The sequence below is a fragment of the Aeromonas sp. JL9 genome, assembly GCF_024436075.1.
Classification (GTDB): Bacteria; Pseudomonadota; Gammaproteobacteria; order Enterobacterales; family Aeromonadaceae; genus Aeromonas; species Aeromonas veronii.
In genome coordinates, this window is sequence record NZ_JANFNV010000001.1 from 20,723 (window position 1) to 37,752 (window position 17,030).

17 protein-coding genes are annotated in these 17,030 nt (G+C 56.4%); 8 read left to right on the forward strand and 9 right to left on the reverse strand.

Annotated features, from left to right (window positions below; translation table 11 throughout):
• Positions 1 to 26 precede the first annotated feature (26 nt).
• The 6 genes from trpB to NOM06_RS00125 all read left to right on the forward strand — a co-directional run bounded on the left by trpB (position 27) and on the right by NOM06_RS00125 (position 5,823).
• Complete coding sequence (gene trpB / locus NOM06_RS00100) at positions 27 to 1,220, forward strand: tryptophan synthase subunit beta (RefSeq protein WP_005347359.1); 1,194 nt, start codon at positions 27 to 29, stop codon at positions 1,218 to 1,220.
• Positions 1,217 to 2,023, forward strand: a complete 807-nt coding sequence (gene trpA, locus NOM06_RS00105) for a tryptophan synthase subunit alpha (protein WP_075115669.1) — start codon at positions 1,217 to 1,219, stop codon at positions 2,021 to 2,023. Before trpB ends, trpA begins: the two co-directional genes overlap by 4 nt.
• 954 nt (positions 2,024 to 2,977) lie before the next feature.
• Positions 2,978 to 3,418 (forward strand): hypothetical protein, encoded by a 441-nt coding sequence (locus NOM06_RS00110; RefSeq protein ID WP_255909006.1) that lies wholly within the window; start codon positions 2,978 to 2,980, stop codon positions 3,416 to 3,418.
• A gap of 272 nt (positions 3,419 to 3,690) precedes the next feature.
• On the forward strand, positions 3,691 to 4,335 hold the full coding sequence (locus NOM06_RS00115) for a hypothetical protein (RefSeq protein ID WP_255909020.1): 645 nt from the start codon (positions 3,691 to 3,693) through the stop codon (positions 4,333 to 4,335).
• Positions 4,336 to 4,415: 80 nt separating this feature from the next.
• Positions 4,416 to 4,913, forward strand: coding sequence for a hypothetical protein (locus NOM06_RS00120; RefSeq protein ID WP_255909023.1), 498 nt, complete (start codon positions 4,416 to 4,418; stop codon positions 4,911 to 4,913).
• Between the two features lie 94 nt (positions 4,914 to 5,007).
• Positions 5,008 to 5,823 (forward strand): hypothetical protein, encoded by an 816-nt coding sequence (locus NOM06_RS00125; RefSeq protein ID WP_255909025.1) that lies wholly within the window; start codon positions 5,008 to 5,010, stop codon positions 5,821 to 5,823.
• 144 nt (positions 5,824 to 5,967) lie between these two features.
• On the opposite strand, the gene NOM06_RS00130 is transcribed toward NOM06_RS00125, so the two are convergent.
• Positions 5,968 to 6,501: a metal-dependent hydrolase gene (locus NOM06_RS00130; RefSeq protein WP_255909027.1), complete on the reverse strand. Its 534-nt coding sequence runs from the start codon at positions 6,499 to 6,501 to the stop codon at positions 5,968 to 5,970.
• A gap of 347 nt (positions 6,502 to 6,848) precedes the next feature.
• Between NOM06_RS00130 and NOM06_RS00135 the strand changes: the two genes are divergently transcribed.
• Positions 6,849 to 7,625, forward strand: a complete 777-nt coding sequence (locus NOM06_RS00135; protein WP_255909029.1) for a BPL-N domain-containing protein — start codon at positions 6,849 to 6,851, stop codon at positions 7,623 to 7,625.
• 182 nt (positions 7,626 to 7,807) lie between these two features.
• Here NOM06_RS00135 and NOM06_RS00140 read toward each other — a convergent pair whose 3' ends face one another.
• On the reverse strand, positions 7,808 to 7,957 hold the full coding sequence (locus NOM06_RS00140; RefSeq protein ID WP_005338159.1) for a hypothetical protein: 150 nt from the start codon (positions 7,955 to 7,957) through the stop codon (positions 7,808 to 7,810).
• A 443-nt stretch (positions 7,958 to 8,400) separates the two neighbouring features.
• On the opposite strand from NOM06_RS00140, the gene NOM06_RS00145 reads away from it, so the two are divergent.
• Positions 8,401 to 10,500 (forward strand): hypothetical protein, encoded by a 2,100-nt coding sequence (locus tag NOM06_RS00145; protein ID WP_236321622.1) that lies wholly within the window; start codon positions 8,401 to 8,403, stop codon positions 10,498 to 10,500.
• A 74-nt stretch (positions 10,501 to 10,574) separates the two neighbouring features.
• Here NOM06_RS00145 and NOM06_RS00150 read toward each other — a convergent pair whose 3' ends face one another.
• The 7 genes from NOM06_RS00150 to NOM06_RS00180 form a co-directional block, all read right to left on the reverse strand.
• A complete protein-coding gene (locus tag NOM06_RS00150) occupies positions 10,575 to 11,786 on the reverse strand; it encodes a NupC/NupG family nucleoside CNT transporter (protein WP_255909031.1) in 1,212 nt (403 codons plus the stop codon).
• A gap of 358 nt (positions 11,787 to 12,144) precedes the next feature.
• Positions 12,145 to 12,570 (reverse strand): glutaredoxin-dependent arsenate reductase, encoded by a 426-nt coding sequence (gene arsC / locus NOM06_RS00155; RefSeq protein WP_255909033.1) that lies wholly within the window; start codon positions 12,568 to 12,570, stop codon positions 12,145 to 12,147.
• Between the two features lie 74 nt (positions 12,571 to 12,644).
• A complete protein-coding gene (gene arsB, locus NOM06_RS00160) occupies positions 12,645 to 13,709 on the reverse strand; it encodes an ACR3 family arsenite efflux transporter (protein WP_005338173.1) in 1,065 nt (354 codons plus the stop codon).
• Positions 13,710 to 13,818: 109 nt separating this feature from the next.
• Entirely contained in the window at positions 13,819 to 15,582 is a 1,764-nt protein-coding gene (arsA, locus tag NOM06_RS00165) for an arsenical pump-driving ATPase (protein ID WP_255909036.1), read from the reverse strand.
• Positions 15,583 to 15,609: 27 nt separating this feature from the next.
• Positions 15,610 to 15,978, reverse strand: a complete 369-nt coding sequence (arsD, locus tag NOM06_RS00170) for an arsenite efflux transporter metallochaperone ArsD (protein ID WP_005347398.1) — start codon at positions 15,976 to 15,978, stop codon at positions 15,610 to 15,612.
• Between the two features lie 4 nt (positions 15,979 to 15,982).
• Positions 15,983 to 16,351, reverse strand: a complete 369-nt coding sequence (locus NOM06_RS00175) for a helix-turn-helix transcriptional regulator (protein WP_005338181.1) — start codon at positions 16,349 to 16,351, stop codon at positions 15,983 to 15,985.
• A gap of 242 nt (positions 16,352 to 16,593) precedes the next feature.
• A complete protein-coding gene (locus NOM06_RS00180) occupies positions 16,594 to 16,992 on the reverse strand; it encodes an META domain-containing protein (RefSeq protein WP_005359119.1) in 399 nt (132 codons plus the stop codon).
• Between the last annotated feature and the right edge of the window lie 38 nt (positions 16,993 to 17,030).

The following is a 17,030-nucleotide window of genomic DNA, read 5'->3' on the forward strand; positions in this document are numbered from 1 at the left end:
GATTTAGCTAATACAAGGAAGAAGCCATGACCCTGCTCAACCCGTTTTTCGGTGAATTTGGCGGTATGTATGTACCCCAAATCCTTATCCCGGCCCTGCTCCAGCTGGAAAAAGCCTTCGTCGATGCCAAGGATGATCCCGCCTTTATCGCCGAATTTCAGTCCCTGCTGACCGAGTATGCCGGCCGCCCGACCCCCCTCACCCTGACCCGCAATCTGACCAAGGGCACCAAGACCCGCCTCTATCTGAAGCGTGAAGATCTGCTGCACGGCGGCGCCCACAAGACCAACCAGGTGCTGGGTCAAGCCCTGCTCGCCAAGCGGATGGGCAAGAGCGAGATCATCGCCGAGACCGGCGCCGGTCAGCATGGCGTCGCGACGGCACTGGCCTGCGCCCTGCTCGGCCTCAAGTGCCGGGTCTATATGGGTGCCAAGGATTGCGAGCGCCAGAAGCCCAACGTATTTCGCATGAAGCTGATGGGCGCTACCGTTATTCCGGTGCACTCCGGCTCCAGCACCCTGAAAGATGCCTGCAACGAGGCGCTGCGTGACTGGGCCGCCAACTACGAGTCGGCCCACTACCTGCTCGGCACCGCCGCGGGCCCGCACCCCTTCCCCACTATCGTGCGGGAGTTCCAGAAGATGATCGGCGAAGAGGCCAAGGCCCAGTGCTTCGAGAAGGAGGAGCGGCTGCCCGATGCGGTGATCGCCTGCGTCGGCGGCGGTTCCAACGCCATCGGCATGTTTGCCGATTTTATCGATGAGCCGTCGGTGCGCCTGATCGGCGTCGAGCCGGGCGGTCACGGTATCGAGAGCGGCGAGCACGGTGCGCCGCTCGGTCACGGCAGCAAGGGGGTCTTCTTTGGCATGCACTCCTACCTGATGCAGGACAATCAGGGCCAGATTCAGGAGTCCTACTCCGTTTCGGCGGGGCTCGATTTCCCCTCCGTTGGCCCGCAGCACGCCCATCTGGCCGCCATCGGCCGCGCCGAGTACCCCTCGGTGACCGACAAGGAGGCGCTGGATGCCTTCCAGGAGCTGGCCAAATCCGAAGGCATCATACCCGCGCTGGAGTCCTCCCACGCACTGGCCCACGCCCTCAAGATGGCCCGCAGTGAACCGGAAAAAGAGCAGGTGCTCATCGTCAACCTCTCCGGCCGTGGCGACAAAGATATCTTCACCGTTGCCGACATCTTTGAAAAAGAAGGAACCTTGTCATGAACCGTTACGCACAACTCTTCTCCCGTCTGGACGCGGCCAATCAGGGCGCCTTTGTGCCGTTCGTGATGCTGGGTGACCCCACCCCCGAATTGTCGCTGGCCATCGTCGATGCGCTGGTCGAAGGGGGCGCCGATGCCCTCGAACTCGGCATTCCCTTCTCCGATCCGGTAGCGGACGGCCCCACCATTCAGGGCGCCGCTCTGCGCGCGTTTGCCAGCCACACCACCCCGGACGACTGCTTCGAGCTGCTTGGCCGCATCCGCGCCAAGTACCCGCAGCTGCCCATTGGCCTCTTGGTCTACGCCAACCTGGTCTATGTGCGCAAAATTGACGGCTTCTACGAGAAGTGCCAGCAGGCGGGCGTGGACTCGGTGCTGGTCGCCGACGTGCCGGTGCAGATGTGCGCCCCCTACAAGGCGGCCGCCGACAAGTTCGGCATCGACAGCATCTTTATCGCCCCGCCCAATGGCGACGCCGAGACCCTGAAACAGGTGGCGGAGCTCGGCAATGGGTACACCTATCTGGTGAGCCGCGCCGGTGTCACCGGTGCCGAGACCAAGGCCGGCATGCCGGTGGAGGGGCTGATCAATACCCTGCGCGAGTTCAACGCCCCCCCCGCCCTGCTCGGCTTTGGCATCAGCGAACCGGCTCAGGTGCGTGAAGCCATTGCCGCTGGCGCCGCCGGTGCCATCTCCGGCTCAGCCGTGGTGAAGATCATCGAGACCCACCACCAAAACCCGGAACATATGCTCACCCGTCTGAAAGAGTTTGTGGAAGGGATGAAGGCCGCGACCCTGCGCTAAGCGTTCAGTCAAACGCCCACCCCCATGACAAGCAAGGGAGCCCAAGCGGGCTCCCTTTGTTATCCACCATCCCTGGTTGGTGCCACCCTTGTAGGTCTGATTAGCGAAGCGTAATCAGACGTTCGCGGAATTGATGCTGATGCTATGGCGCGGCTTCGCCACGCAGGACACGAGGGCGCCGCCCTCGACAGGGTTTCGCCCGCCCTTCGGGCGTGGGCGAGTGACTTTGGAAAGACCCACTCTCTTTAGCAAATCACACCAAAAGTCTTCTCCCCCGCTTATTCGCCCGACTGACGTCGGGTACCTTCGGCTCATCCTCCTGTCCAACGGCACGCGCCGATGGGCCGTCCATGGCCCAGCGCCGCTCGCTCGGCATCCTGTCTCACGGCCTGAACAAGAGGACTCACCTCAGCGAATAAGAGGGGGATCAAAACCGTGCCCGCGTGAGGCTACCGTGCAACAGTGAACAAGCCCCCTCTCCCTCCGGGAGAGGGCTGGGATGAGGGGATGGTGCATCTCCAGCCAAGCAAGATGCTCAATCAGCCCACGTCTTAATGACTAATTTATTGATCCAACACTGATTCCCGCCAAAACACGCTTCTCAACGCCCCCCCCTCGCCCTTAAGATACCCGAATGACAATCAACCTCTCGGAAGAACGCCATGACAGCGATTGTTACTATCTCGCAGGTTAACAACAGCGAACTGGGAGCTGTCACTCAGGGGCGGTAGCGTGGGTTTTTGTAGGTGGATGCAGAGCGAAGCCCAGCAGGTGAGCATTATTACGCCAACCAACGCGGGATAAATATGGATGTGGCAGATCAGTAAAACTGATTTACAAATATATTTCGCGGTAAACGTTGGGCTTCACTTCGCTCAGCATCCACATGCGAGACTTTATTTTAGAGTATTTTTTGCGAAAAAAAACGAACTTATAATTTTAGGAAACTGAATAATGTTGTCAGCTGTATCAGCAATAGCGTCTGCTTGGTTTGGCGTTTTATCTGTCTATTTTGGATTAGCAAAACATTTACCCGCATACAAGCCTGTATTTGCCAAGTCGTTTTTAAAAAAGCCAGTTATCATGACATCCATTTCAATTGTGTTTGTCGGATTTTACGTGGGATATATTTCAGATCCAGTCACCATAAAATTGTTTGAGTTTATTAACTTTCCGTTCACGGGGGTTGCTGACTTCAATGTGCAAAGTGTCAGCTTGATTTTGACATTTTTTGTAGGCATACCAATAGGGCTGTCATATAGATGGATAAATAACTTGGTTGATCACATTGAACAAGATAAAGACAACGAGAAATACTTCCGCTACGCCAGTATTTCCATGGCTATTGTATCTGCAGTTTTCGCCACAGCCTCAGCTATATTGGCGATTAAATGAACACCCCTAAAAATAGGGTGCCAGTATTCTGAGCAAGGTGCAGGGTCTGTACATAAAAAGGTGGGCGTCACAGTTCAGTTTTTATACAGTGGTAATGAGGAAGTAGCAAAGGAGGTCAAGCTAATGCGCTAAAATATCAGAGACAGACTGATAATGCTTTAATTCAATTTTCGTGATAACCATCAATGCAAAGTAGAGATATATGGAAAACCACGCTGTCGTGTTAGTATCCACCCACATCTAATCACGGTTAAATTTATAGGAGATTTTCGATGTTCTGGTCTAGGCAACAATGGAAAGCGCTCAAATTTCTGGCATCGAGATTTGATCTTGATTACCCCCAAGAAATTAGAGCTCACTATTATTATAATACATATGATTTCTTAGAAATACTTGAACAGAAACTTGAGATAATTCTCACTGAAAGAGGAGAGGAATTCTTTTATGAGATCGATAAAGAAATACAAAGTGCAGTAAAACTGCTTACATACAGTGAGTTGGCCTCAATGAGCTTTGGTATTGACTACAACTTAGAATTGAGAAGAGAGAGATCTTTAATATCTGAAGAAAACTATCCGATTGCATTCTACTGTTTGGTAACATTAGCTAAAATAAAGGATGAGGGGCTAATTAATGAAAATCATGGCATGGGCTATCATATACATTATGTAGTTCAAGAGAAGAAAAAACAGAAAAGAACAAATATAGTCTTTACATTTAATCCCTCTGAAATATCTACTTCTCAGCATGTACTTTACTGGGAGCACCATGGTTCAGGTCTAAATTGTGAACCAGACAGGTTCGGCAAAAGAAGGTGTAATGCTATTTACGATACTTCTTGCGGGTTCTTAAATAAGATTCCAAAAATAGAATTTAGAGCACCGGTTTCAGCAGCTAATGTCTTGTGGCCAAAATAAAACACAACGAATAACCAACGGCGCCGACCTCATAAGAGTCTCGCTCGTTATTAATGCGTTAACTTCATTAGGGAAACCCTGTGACTGATGAAAACATCAATGAAACAGCAAGAAATGGAAAAGAACCAGCGGGTGACTCCATTGCAGACAACATAGTAACCCTTACAAAAGTTACTACACCGCTATTAGCTAAAGCGGTGGCACACATAATGACTACAAATTTTCTCCAATTCCCAGAAATTGTTATTTCAAGCGAGAAAAAGAAGTCTCTGGCTGAAGAGAAAACAGAGCTAATGCGAGAGCTAGCCAAGCTAGATGTTGACCCGGAGACCTTCGACACACTCTTAACAAACGAGCTTGACAGAAAGTTAAAGGTAAACTTTGGCATTACCTTCCTCATCCTAACCTGTATTTTTACAGTTGCCTCTTACGCGATAGTTGTGTTAGATGCAATGTATAATTGGGGTGTTTCAGAAATAGCAATCACAGCCCTAATTATTGAAACCCCCATTCAATTCATAGGACTTTTATATATAATTGCTCGCAACCTATTCCCGCAAACCCGCAGTAAAAAATAAAGCCAGCAATGCACCTAAGTCATTCATTTTGCTCACTAGCACCAACTAAATCCAGCTCTTTAACTTAATCTTTAGCGTTTGAAAGGCATCACATATGGAAATTAACGAAATCATTCGGCTAGTGCTAATTCCATTTGGCGGAGTATCTGTCGTACTCGTTGCTATGGTCGGTTGGTTAGCTCACATAAGCACTAGGAGGATCGTAGAAGGCGAGCTGGCAAAAAATAAGTTACAACTTGAATCATTCAAATCAGAAAGCAGCAAAGAGCTCCAGCATGTTAAAGACACCGGAGCCAAAGAAATAGAAGCATTGAAGAATCAGTACACCGCTGACATAGAGCGAATTAAGGCACAGCTACAATCTGAATTTTTGAAGTACGAAACATATACCTCAATTTCAAAAGAGATTTATCAGGATTTATTTTCAAAAAGGGTGGAAGTTTACGGCCAGCTATTGAACCTCAAAAAGGAAATAGATCAGTCGATTGTAGACAATGCCGACTTTCTGGAAATTCATGATGATGACCCATCTCAGTTTACCAATGCGGTAAAAAGAATTGGCGATGCATCCCAAGAAAACCCTATGGTTCTATCGAATGAATTGGCAGCCCTATCAGCAGAGCTAGTGGAAAAGTCTAATCGAGTTTTTTCAAATGCAAAAGTGCAATCATTTTATGTGGACGCTCATAATTATGATACCAACTACGTGTACGAGATCGTCATGGAGGCTGAAAATGATGCACTCAGAAAGATGTTTTCTGAGTGTGGGGATGTTTACGAACGATGGTTTGTCCAACTGAACAATGATGTCTCAAAAATCCGCTCTGTACTTGATTTGGCGGGAGATTTTTTAGATAGCAATTCACTAATAAATAACTCCAGCGGACGTGCCAAAGGAGTGCGCCGCTGAGCTGAACGTTAAGTGGCAAAAGGGTATACCAAAAGCGCACTGGCAAATAAAAATTAGAGCGCCCATCTTTAACACAATAGATGGATATTCAATTTTTTATTTTTGGCTCACCCACGATATATTCCCCCCTTCCCAACTCCACCACTACCACGCCCTGCCCCACACCCGCCATCCCATCAACACCAGCATCAATACAACCCCCGGCAGCCAGACCCAGTAGAGCTCGGAGAGGAGCACCGCCTCGCCTCGGGCGGTGAGATAGGCCTCCAGCTTGAAGGGGGCGACCCGGATCACCTGCCAGGGGGCGAAGAAACGATCGTCACGCCACGGCCAGAGCCAGCCAACCCCCTTGCCGCCGGTGGTGAGGGAATCGAGCAGGCTATGGGAGAGCAGAGAGACCAGCAGAAACGCCCAGACGGTGGCAGCGCGGGCCCTTAACTGGCGGTGAAACAGCATGGCCAGAGTGGGCAGGGCAAAGGCGAACAGCAATGAGTGGGTAAAGCCGCGGTGGCCAAAGACATGGCCGTAGGCGACCCCCAGTTTAAAGGCAAGCACATCGGCATCGGGCAGCATGGCGATGGCGGCCCCCGCCAGCAGCAAGCGGGGCGGGATAATCCGGCTGCCAAGCCCGAGTCCAAGGCAGAGAGGCACGGCGGCGTGGGTGACTATGGTGGGCATACGGTGAAGCTCCAACTGAAAACGTGAGCCTACCCTACCCCCGCTCGGTGAAGTGAAGGTGAAGTGCCCACTCTTATGTTGCTGTATTCCCCCTCGAATCCTTATCCATCAGCCATAAGAGGCGTCACTCAGAAAGTGATGAAAATGGCTGTTACACGGGCCCCCTAAGCCGGGGCCGAGCTTCTGTCGTTTGTCCCTTCTGTATTGGCTCGTTCGTTGTGTGTCGAACGCAGGCCCAATCAGCCTTGGCACGTTAACTTGAAATGTTCATTTAACTGCGGCTGACATGCAGAACGGGATCGTGCTAAGTAGTCTCTTCGGTTCACATCACAGGGATAGTGGCAGCGATGAATTTTTCAAAAAGCATCAGGCTGATTGCGAGCGTTATCAGCCTTTGGTTAATGACAGGATGCATGGCAGAGGCAGCCTCTGCGCAGCCGCAGCAAGAGCCGTACGCGCTGATCTATAACGGGCCGGTTTCTGATGGGGATAGCACCAGAGCGATTGCAGATGTGGTCAAGCAGGTGGGCTTGCCGGTCAGGTATCTCTCCAATATCGAGGCGCTGCCTGCAGAGCTCGATAATGCCAGGCTGTTTATCGTTGGCGGTACTGAGGACGATGTTGAGCCGCTCCTCAACGCCTTCACCACGGACGCGCGTTCGGCATTAAAAACCTATTTGCTAAGCGGTGGCCGCTATCTAGGGATCTGTGGGGGGGCATTTGTGGCATCCACCGGCTGGTCTGAAGAAGAGGGCTTTGTGCCAGCGCTGGGCCTTGTCCCTGCGACATCCGATGATTATGACGGCGACTTTAGCGCCAGGATCTTCCCGATCAACTGGCTTGGTGAAGAGCGCCAGATGTATTACCAGGCCGGCCCGCAATTTAGGCCGGTGCCAAGCCCAGAGCAAGTCAAGGTCGTCGCCCATTTTCAAAACCATCAGATTGCCGCGCTGATCAGCTCATACGGCAAAGGCAAGGTGGCCGTTTCCGGGCCACACCCCGAAGCCCCCGAATCGTGGAAAGAGAATGCGGTGGACGGCGACAAGATGGAGTCGAATATTCATCTGGCTGCAGGACTCGTTAACGAGTTGCTCTCCGAAGAGCCCATCACCCATTCGAAGTAGGCGCATCCCTACGCCCCTAGATGTGACCCCATTGCTCGGCCCGGAAGTGAGGGCAGCCAATCGGCCGCAATCCATAAAAAAACCACCGACCTGCAAAAGGTCGGTGGTTTTTTTATCGGTGGTAGATAACGGGTAGCCGATACGAAGCGTTCGCTACCTCAACTTTCGCCCGGGAGCGAGCACTACTCTTCCTGCTCCTCCGGTTGTCTCTCCTCACCCCGTATCTGTAGCAGCTCCTCGACCCTGGCTTGCCACTTGTCGTGGGCCTGTTTGCGCTCCTGCTGCATAAATGCTTCTCGCATGGTGTCGATTTTCTGGTCAAGTGTTTCCATCAGAGTGTCTCCTTGTGTGACCGCGTAAAGACTGGCTGACGGCGCGTTGGCCAACCTGCTCCCCTAATCTGACACCGCTAATGCCGTTACTGCCCAATCAAATAATCGATTGAAAATAGGAAAACCAATCTAAAAATTCTTTTTCGTGTTTATTCCACCACGCCAGCGCAAGGGAAACAGGCCGCTCAGAGCGGGATCATCCGGCACGCGGCCAACACGTTGTTGAGTCTGATCGTCCCCCCTTTCAGGGGAATGGGGCGCCGTTGCCCAATCCGTCCAGGGCGGGGTACCGGCAGATTTACGGCGCGTGGCTGTGTCCATGATCACACAGTCACAACTCTCGCCCTCCTCTCACCGCGCCCCCGCTTTTTATCATCTAGAGTTACCGGGCAGTCCAAAGCTGCTGATTTATATACATTCGCCGCCAAGAGGGATCTTTTTTCATGACCGAGCATATCGATCTGCTACCTATCAGCACGGATGATGAGCAGGACGCAGGCAACCGTTACCTCTACTACACCGAAGGGGATCTGGCCCGCATTCTCGCCAATCTGGAACAGCTGCGCCACGCGGTGTTTCCGGCCGCCATCGGAGAGAGCGAAACGGGCGCCGCCGTGCCCCACAACTTTCCGTCCGTCTGTCTGGTGGGGCTGGGGCGCTGCGGCTCCAACATCGCGCAGGATGTGGCCTCGCTGGTCTACAACGCCCGCAGCTTTTATCTCAATGAGTTCAACAGTGAAGAGCAACGCAAGCGGGAGAAGGAGTTTGGTCCGGTAAGCTGGATCCGGCGCAATCTGCGGCTGCCAAACAACGGGGCCCGGCCGGTCTTTCTGATCGAGCCCATGGTGATGCTGGGGGATCTGGACAAGGACATCGATGGCCGCATCCGCCACTCCAATCGCAGCGGCGAAGGTGGCTCCTTGCGTGATTACGCCAAGATGCGGGTGATGGACTTGTCGGAGATCCACGCGGGAGGCGCGGGTAACGCCCCTATCCTTGGCCAGTATCTGGCCAAGATCATCCTCAACAAGAGCCCCCACTACTTCGCCAACTCCGAGTGGCAGGCCATTCATACCTATCTGGTGGACTCCTGCGGCATCAAGGCCAACCAGTCCCGCCTCTATTTCTACATCTTCAGTGCCGGGGGCGGTACCGGCTCCGGCATGGCCTCCGAGTTCGGGCTGGCCCAGCAGTACTCCTACATGAGCAAGACCTTTTCACCCCCGTCAGAAGAGGAGGAGCACCTCTCCCTCGGGGAGCACTTCATGTTCGATCCCATCTTCACCAGCGGCATCTGCATCCTGCCCAATATCTGTGATCGGGGTATCGAGATCTCGGAAGCGCTGCACATCAACGCGGGGCGTTTGCTGTGCAAGTATCTGGCCGAGGAGTGGGACTTCTCCTATCACTTCGACAACGAGCAGGCTTGCGATGCCAGCATGCTCAAGCGGATCAGGCCCTGGAATGCCATGATGCTGATCTCCAACGACATCATGCGCTACGCCGAAGAGAGCGACGATGGCGAGATCCAGCACGTTGACGTCAACACCATGGAGAAGTACGCCAACCAATACATCTCACAGCAGATCTTCAACATTCTTACCGCCCAGGCCGTCACCACCGACTACGACGAGAACTACTTTCGCCGGGCGGGCATCGACATCAGCGAGACCATTCGACTCGATGCCAACGACCTCTTTATGAGTCTGGCGGGGCCGGTGGCGGTGGCGTATGCCGAGTCCATCTCACCCCCCGGCGGCCTGTTTGACAAGGAGGATGGGCTCAATGTGGACGATCTCTTCACCCGTTCCATCGAGCTGCCCCACTTCAACAAGATGACCCAGGCCATCGAGGGGATCAGTCTGCTGCCCATCGAGGCGGGCAACTATCGGGAGTATCTGGACGACTATGTGAAAAGTGGTCATGACCCGGCCCACCTCAACGAGCTGCACTTCTTCAAGAACTGCTCCTCTGTGGTGTCGATCATCTCCCTGCCCAAGGAGTACAAGCTCTCCTATATGGATCTCAACCGGCTCAAGTCTCACCTCAACGGGCTCTTCCCCAATACCACCCTCAAGCGCTATGCGCTGGTCATCGGGGCGTCGGCCAACATCTCCCTCACCACCCTGATCGTCAAGAGCCCCTGCCTGAGCGATGACTTCCTGACCCTGATCGTGGCCTTTATCAAGCGCTGCTTTGCCAAGGATCACTATCGCTTCGATGAGCATCTGGACAAGGCGGTGATCGAGATGATCTGCAATGAGGAGTGGAACGATACGCTGCTCGACAGCATGCTCAACGAGTTCGAGAACCCGGCCAAGATCCTCGATACCAACTGGTACGCCATCAAGCCCATGTATGAGAAGAAATATCGGGAGCTTATCCGCGAAAAAGAGAAGTTCGTCTCCATCAACGATATTCGCCTCAGCCGTGAATCGGTGAAAAAGGCGCTGCTCTATCTGCGGGAGATCTATCGCCACCGGGTCAGCAAGACCCGGATCCTCTCCCTCAACCCAAGGTTGGGAGAAGCGAACGCTCGCTAGCTCTCTGCCCATAAAGCAAAGCGCCCGCCCCAGATGGGGCGAGCGCTTTTTTACTGGCGCAGCCTGGCTTTATCTCATCGGAGGGAGACAAAGATCCCGGCCAGGGTGGCGCTCATCAGGTTGGCCAGGGTCGCCGCCAGCACTGCCTTGAAGCCGAGGCTCGCCACGTCGTGGCGGCGCTCCGGCGCCATGGTGCCGATGGAACCAAGCTGCACCGCAATGGAACCCAGATTGGCAAAACCGCACAGCGCGAAGGTGATGATGATCTGGGTGTGGGCGCTCAGATCCGCCTTGATATTGGCGAAGTCCAGATAGGCGACAAACTCGTTCATGATCACCTTCTGACCAATCAGGGAGCCTGCCGCCATCATCTCGTTGGCAGGCACGCCAATCAGCCAGGCCACCGGGGCAAACAAGTAACCCAGCAGCTGCTGCAGGGAGAGATCGGCCCAGCCGAACCACTCGCCGACCGTGGTGAGACCGGCGTTGATCATGGTGATGACGCTGACAAAGGCGAGCAGGATGGTGCCGATGGCCACCGCGATCTTCATGCCGCCCATGGCGCCGCCCGCCAGCGCATCGATGGCGTTGCTGTAGTCGCTCTTGTCGAGGGTGATCTCGGTCTGATCGCTCACCTGCTGCTGCTCCGGCACCAGCAGTTTGGCCATCAGCAGGCCACCCGGCGCCGCCATAAAGGAGGCGGCGATGAGGTATTTCAGATCCACACCCAGACCGGCGTAACCGCCCAGCACCGAGCCCGCCACCGAAGCCATGCCGCAGGTCATCACCGCAAAGAGCTCGGAGCGGGTCATACCGGCGAGGAAGGGGCGAATAAGCAGCGGCGACTCCCCTTGCGACAAGAAGATATTGCCGGTGGCCACCAGGGATTCGGCGCGGCTGGTGCCGAGCAGACGGTGAATGGCGCCGCCCAATACCCGGATCACCCACTGCATGATGCCGAAGTGGTAGAGCACAGCGATCAGCGCGCTGATAAAGATCACCAGCGGCAGCACCCGCACGGCGAAGATAAAGCCGTTGCTGGCGAGATCGCCAAACACGAAACGGATGCCGCTGTCGGCAAAGCCGAGCAGGGCGGAGACGCCATTACTCATGGCACCGAGCATGATTTGTCCGGGGGGGAAATAGAGCACCAGAGCGGCAAAACCGGTTTGCAGGGCGAGCGCACCCAGCACGGTTCGCCAGCGGATAGCGCGGCGGTTTTCACTGGCCAACCAGGCGATAAACATCAGGGCCAGCATGCCGACCAGACTCAATAACAGTGTCATCTTGCACCTATGAAGAGAGGAGTTTCATATGGCAAGTCTGCAGACAGGCGTCGCGGGCGATCCGGCGGGAGAGGTGCCGACCCACGCGACACGCAGACCACAAACCTACAGGTTAGTGGCGGGTCCCATCCTGGGGTCATTCACGTTCCGGGTGACAGCATGTATCGGGTGACGCCAGCGCCGTCGCAGGGGGAGATGCGGCCGAGTGGCAGGTCGGGCGGCGATGGTACAGTGATCATCGTCACAGAAAAAGCGGTAAAACGATTGGCCGGAGTAACTTTTTCAACTTGTTCACACAACGAAACAGGGCCAGCGTGACGCTGGCCCTGTTTCAATCCGTACTTGAGCGTTCAGATGATTACTTGAGGCGCTTGCCACTCGCATCCACCACCTGCTCGCCATCTTCTTTGGCGAAGGCCCCTTTTTGCTGATCGGGCAGAATATCGAGCACCACTTCCGACGGACGGCACAGTTTGGTGCCAAGCGGCGTGACGACGATGGGGCGGTTGATGAGGATGGGATGAGCCAGCATGGCATCGATCAGCTCATCATCGCTGAAACGATCTTCCGCCAGACCGAGCGCCTCGTAGGGGGGCACGTTCATGCGCAGCAGATCGCGCACCGGCATACCCATGGCGGCGATCAGCGCCACCAGCTGGTCGCGGGAGGGGGGCGTCTCCAGATAGTGGATGACGGTGGGTTCCACGCCGCTGTTGCGGATCAGCTCCAGGGTGTTGCGGGAGGTACCACATTCCGGATTGTGATAGATGGTGATTGCACTCATTTGCGTGTCTCTCATTAATCAAGTGAATAGAAAATGGATAGCATCAGTTCGCGCCATCTGTTAGCGGCCATCAGTTAACGGCTCAGCCCCGCTTCGTACCAGGGTTTGCTGGCGTTAACCACCCGCACCACCAGCAGCATGACCGGCACCTCGATCAGCACCCCGACCACGGTGGCGAGCGCCGCGCCGGAGTGAAAGCCAAACAGGCTGATGGCGGCGGCCACCGCCAGCTCGAAGAAGTTGGAGGCACCGATCAGGGCGGAAGGACAGGCGACCGAATGCTTCTCCCCCACCTTGCGGTTGAGCCAGTAAGCCAATCCCGAGTTGAACAGCACCTGGATCAGGATGGGCACCGCCAACAGGGCGATAACCAGCGGCTGCTCGATGATGGCGTTGCCCTGAAAGGCGAACAGCAGCACCAGAGTGAGCAGCAGGGCCGCCACCGACCAGGGCTGGATGCGGGTCATGACGCCGTCAAAATGGGCCTCACCCTTTTTCAGCAAAGCCTTGCGCAGCAGTTGGGCGATGATGACCGGGATGACGATATAGAGCACCACAGAGGTGAGCAGGGTATCCCACGGCACTATGATGCTGGAGACTCCGAGCAGCAGCGCCACCAGCGGCGCGAAGGCAAACACCATGATGAGGTCATTCACCGCCACCTGCGACAGGGTGAAGTAGGGATCGCCGTTGGTGAGGCGGCTCCAGACAAACACCATGGCGGTGCAGGGGGCCGCCGCCAGCAGGATCAGGCCCGCTACGTAACTGTCGAGTTGATCCGCCGGCAGCCAGTCGGCAAACAGCACGCGGATAAAGAGCCAGCCGAGGAAGGCCATGGAGAAGGGCTTGACCAGCCAGTTGATAAAGAGGGTGACCCCAATCCCCTTCATGTGGCCCTTCACCTGATGCAGGGCGCCAAAGTCGATCTTGAGCAGCATGGGGATGATCATCACCCAGATCAGCAGCCCCACCGGCAAGTTGACCTTGGCCACCTCCATGGCACCGATCGCCTTGAAGAGATCCGGCAACCCCTGCCCGAGGCCAATTCCCACCAGAATGCAGAGGGCGACCCAGGCGGTCAGATAACGTTCAAAAAAGCCGATGGCAGGCACGGCCTTGGCATCACATGTTGCAGACATCACAGCTCCCGATGCGGCGCAATTCCGCATCTTCTATTGGTTCAAAACACGGGTTTATAACAAGTAACGGCATATTCAAACCGCCCCGGCAGCAGACCGGGACGGCGACTCAATGGTGCTGGCAGAGGCGGCGCAGGGCATCGGGCCCCACCGGCTCCTCGGCGAGCAGCGGCACCACGGCGTAGCGGCTGGCATGTTGCTGCTCGACCGCCTCGATATGGGGCAACTGGCGCTCGGCCCGCAGTTGCAGCAGCGGCGAGCTGACCGCAGCTTGCTGCAAGCTGTGGTTGATGAGCCAGCCCCAGGGCTCGATACCGGCCCGGCGCAGATCGGCCTGCAGATTGGACGCCTCCTGCACTGGCGTCGGCTCGGGCAACGTCACAATCAACACCTTGGTCTGCTTGGGATCCTGCAACTGCATCATGGGGGTGGTGAAGTGCAGCCCCTTGTTTCCCATCTGGCGAGCGATCTCCCTGTGGTAGGCGCCGGTGGCGTCGAGCAGCAGCAGGGTGTGGCCAGTGGGGGCAGTATCCATCACCACGAAGCGCTTGCCCGCCTCGCGAATAATGCGCGAGAAAGCCTGAAACACGGCAATCTCCTCGGTACAGGGGGAGCGCAAGTCCTCCTCCAGCAGTGCCCGCCCCTGCTCGTCCAGGGCCGCCCCCTTGGTGGCCAGCACCTGGGCGCGGTAACGCTCGGTCTCGGCGTGGGGGTCGATGCGGCTCACCTCAAGATGGGGCAAGCTACCTGCCAGGGTCTCGCTCAGGTGCGCGGCAGGATCCGAGGTGGTGAGGTGCACCGGCAGGCCGCGGCTCGCCAGCTCCACCGCCACGGCGGCCGCCAAGGTTGTCTTGCCTACCCCGCCCTTGCCCATCAGCATGATAAGGCCGTGACCGTCGGCGGCCAGCTCGTCCACCAGCGAACTCAACTCGGGCTGGGCTTGCTTGACTGTGGAGTGTGCGGTCGAGAATTGAGCGGCTCTTCCCTCTGATTGCAGCAGCTGGCGCAAACTGTCGACCCCCACCAGATTGGTGGCCAGCAGCGGGATATGATCCTGCGCCAACCCCTTTATCCCCTGCGGCATCTGAGCGAGAGCCTCTTGCTCGCGCTGCCAGAGCGCCATTGCCAGCGGATCTCCGGCAATGGCGCCTTCGGGGAAGAGGCCATTGATCACCAACTGCTGATTCAGCAAGCCGATGGCAGCCAGCTCCTCGTGGGTGCGAGCCACTTCCCGCAGAGTGGATTGCTGGGCCCGCGCCACCAGCACCAAGCGGGTGCTGGCAGCATCAGCCAGGGCGGCGACCGCCTCGGCATACTGGCTGCGCTGTTTCTCCAGCCCCGCCAGCGGGCCGAGGCAGGAGGCATCCCCCTTGCCCTGCTCCAGAAATTCGCTCCAGGCGCCCGGCAGTTGCAGCAGCCGGATGGTGTGGCCGGTTGGGGCCGTATCAAAGACGATATGGTCATACTCCGCCAGCAGCGTTTGGTCGGTCAGCAGGGCGGTGAATTCGTCAAAAGCGGCGATCTCGGTGGTGCAGGCGCCGGAGAGCTGCTCCTCGATGCTGCGCACCACGCTCTCGGGCAACTTGCCGCGCACCGGCCCGACAATCCGCTCCCGATAAGCTTTGGCCGCCGCGGGGGGATCTATCTCCAGCGCCGACAAACCGGGCACAGCGGCGATGGCGGTGACGCGATTGCCGATCTCGGTGGCAAACACCTGCCCCACGTTGGAGGCAGGGTCGGTGCTCACCAGCAGTACGCGCTTGCCAATATCACAGAGAGCCGCCGCACTGGCGCAGGCCAGCGAGGTCTTGCCCACCCCGCCCTTTCCGGTGAAGAAAAGAAACGGCGGTGGATTGGTCAGAAAATGGTACATAGCCTCTCCCGAATGGTGCGTCGCGACTCAGCAGCAACCGCTGCCAGAGCAGCAGCCGCCCTTGACGATCCCCTTGATGGCCGCTTGTGGCGCAGGCAGCCCGGCATAACGGGCCAGCTCGCTGCGGCTCGGATAACGGCCGGTCAACACCACCTGTCCCTCCACCAGCACCAGTGGCAATCCCTCCTCCCCGGCGTGGGTCAGAAAAGCGCTGACGGCAGGTGTCTCGGCAAATTGCATCGGCTGCTGGGCCAGATTGAAACGCTCGATGGCAACTCCCTGCTCCTTTGCCCAGGCAAGGTCGGCTGCGAAGGTGACCAGTGCCTGATCAACCTCGGTACCGCAGACACCGCTGGAGCAGCAGAGGGCGGGATCAAAAATCTGAATGGAGGACATGGCATTACTCCTTGTTGCAGCAGGGCTGCGCAGGCAGAACATGGGGGGAGCAGGCTGACTCGGCACGCATCACACCGCACGCCTCGGGATGACCGGCACAGCACTCCTCGGTGAGGTAGGCGATCACATCCAGCATCAGGGGAATATTGGCGCGGTAGCGCAGAAAGCGCCCCTCCTGCTCCACCGACAGCAGACCAGTGTTGAGCATCGCCTTGAGGTGAAACGAGAGGGTATTGGGGGCAATATCGAGCTCGCTGGCCAGTTCACCGGCGACCCGCCCCTCCAGCCCGGCCTTCACCAGCAGCCGCCATACATCGAGCCGGATGCCGGATGCCAGCGATTCAAAGACCTTGGTGGCCATCTCTTTGTTCATCTTCATTCCCCTTGGTGCGACCTTTTCATTTCAACTATACAAGAATTATTGAAATGATCAAGATACGTACCGAAGCGAAGATACGAGGTTCTGGCATCAAAGCGGGCCGACTGGAGAATCGACGAGTGAACAACAATCGCGGATGACCACACAGGGTTCATCGCAGATAAACAGACGCCCTCCAGAGGGAGGGCGTGTATCAGACAGTCAGAGCTGTCGGGGCAATCAGACGAACGCGTGCCTTATTTGGCAGCTGGCACAGCGTTGAAGGTGAGCAGGGCCGCCTTGTTGGCATCGCTCAGAGTCAGCTGGTTGCCGTTGATGGAGTAGGTTGCCACCTTCTCCAGCTTTTGCAGGAACTCGGTCTCTTTGTTCATGGCGTCGCCGATGCACATCATGCGAGTGGAGCCCATGGCGCCCAGCGTCAAGACACCGTCACCCTGTTTGGTGATACCGCCAAAATAGCGGTTGCAGCCGCCCTTGCCCGCCACCTTGCCGTCGACCACTTGCAGGGTGAAGGTATCGCCGGTGGCGCCTTGCAGCTGCCAGCTGGATGCTTGCAGTTGAGCCATGCTGGAACCTGTTGCCATTGCGCAGCCTCCCAGTGCCAGCGCGGCCAGCAGAGTCAGTTTCTTGTTCATGGATTCACCTCTTAATGATTAGAGCCATCAATACGGCA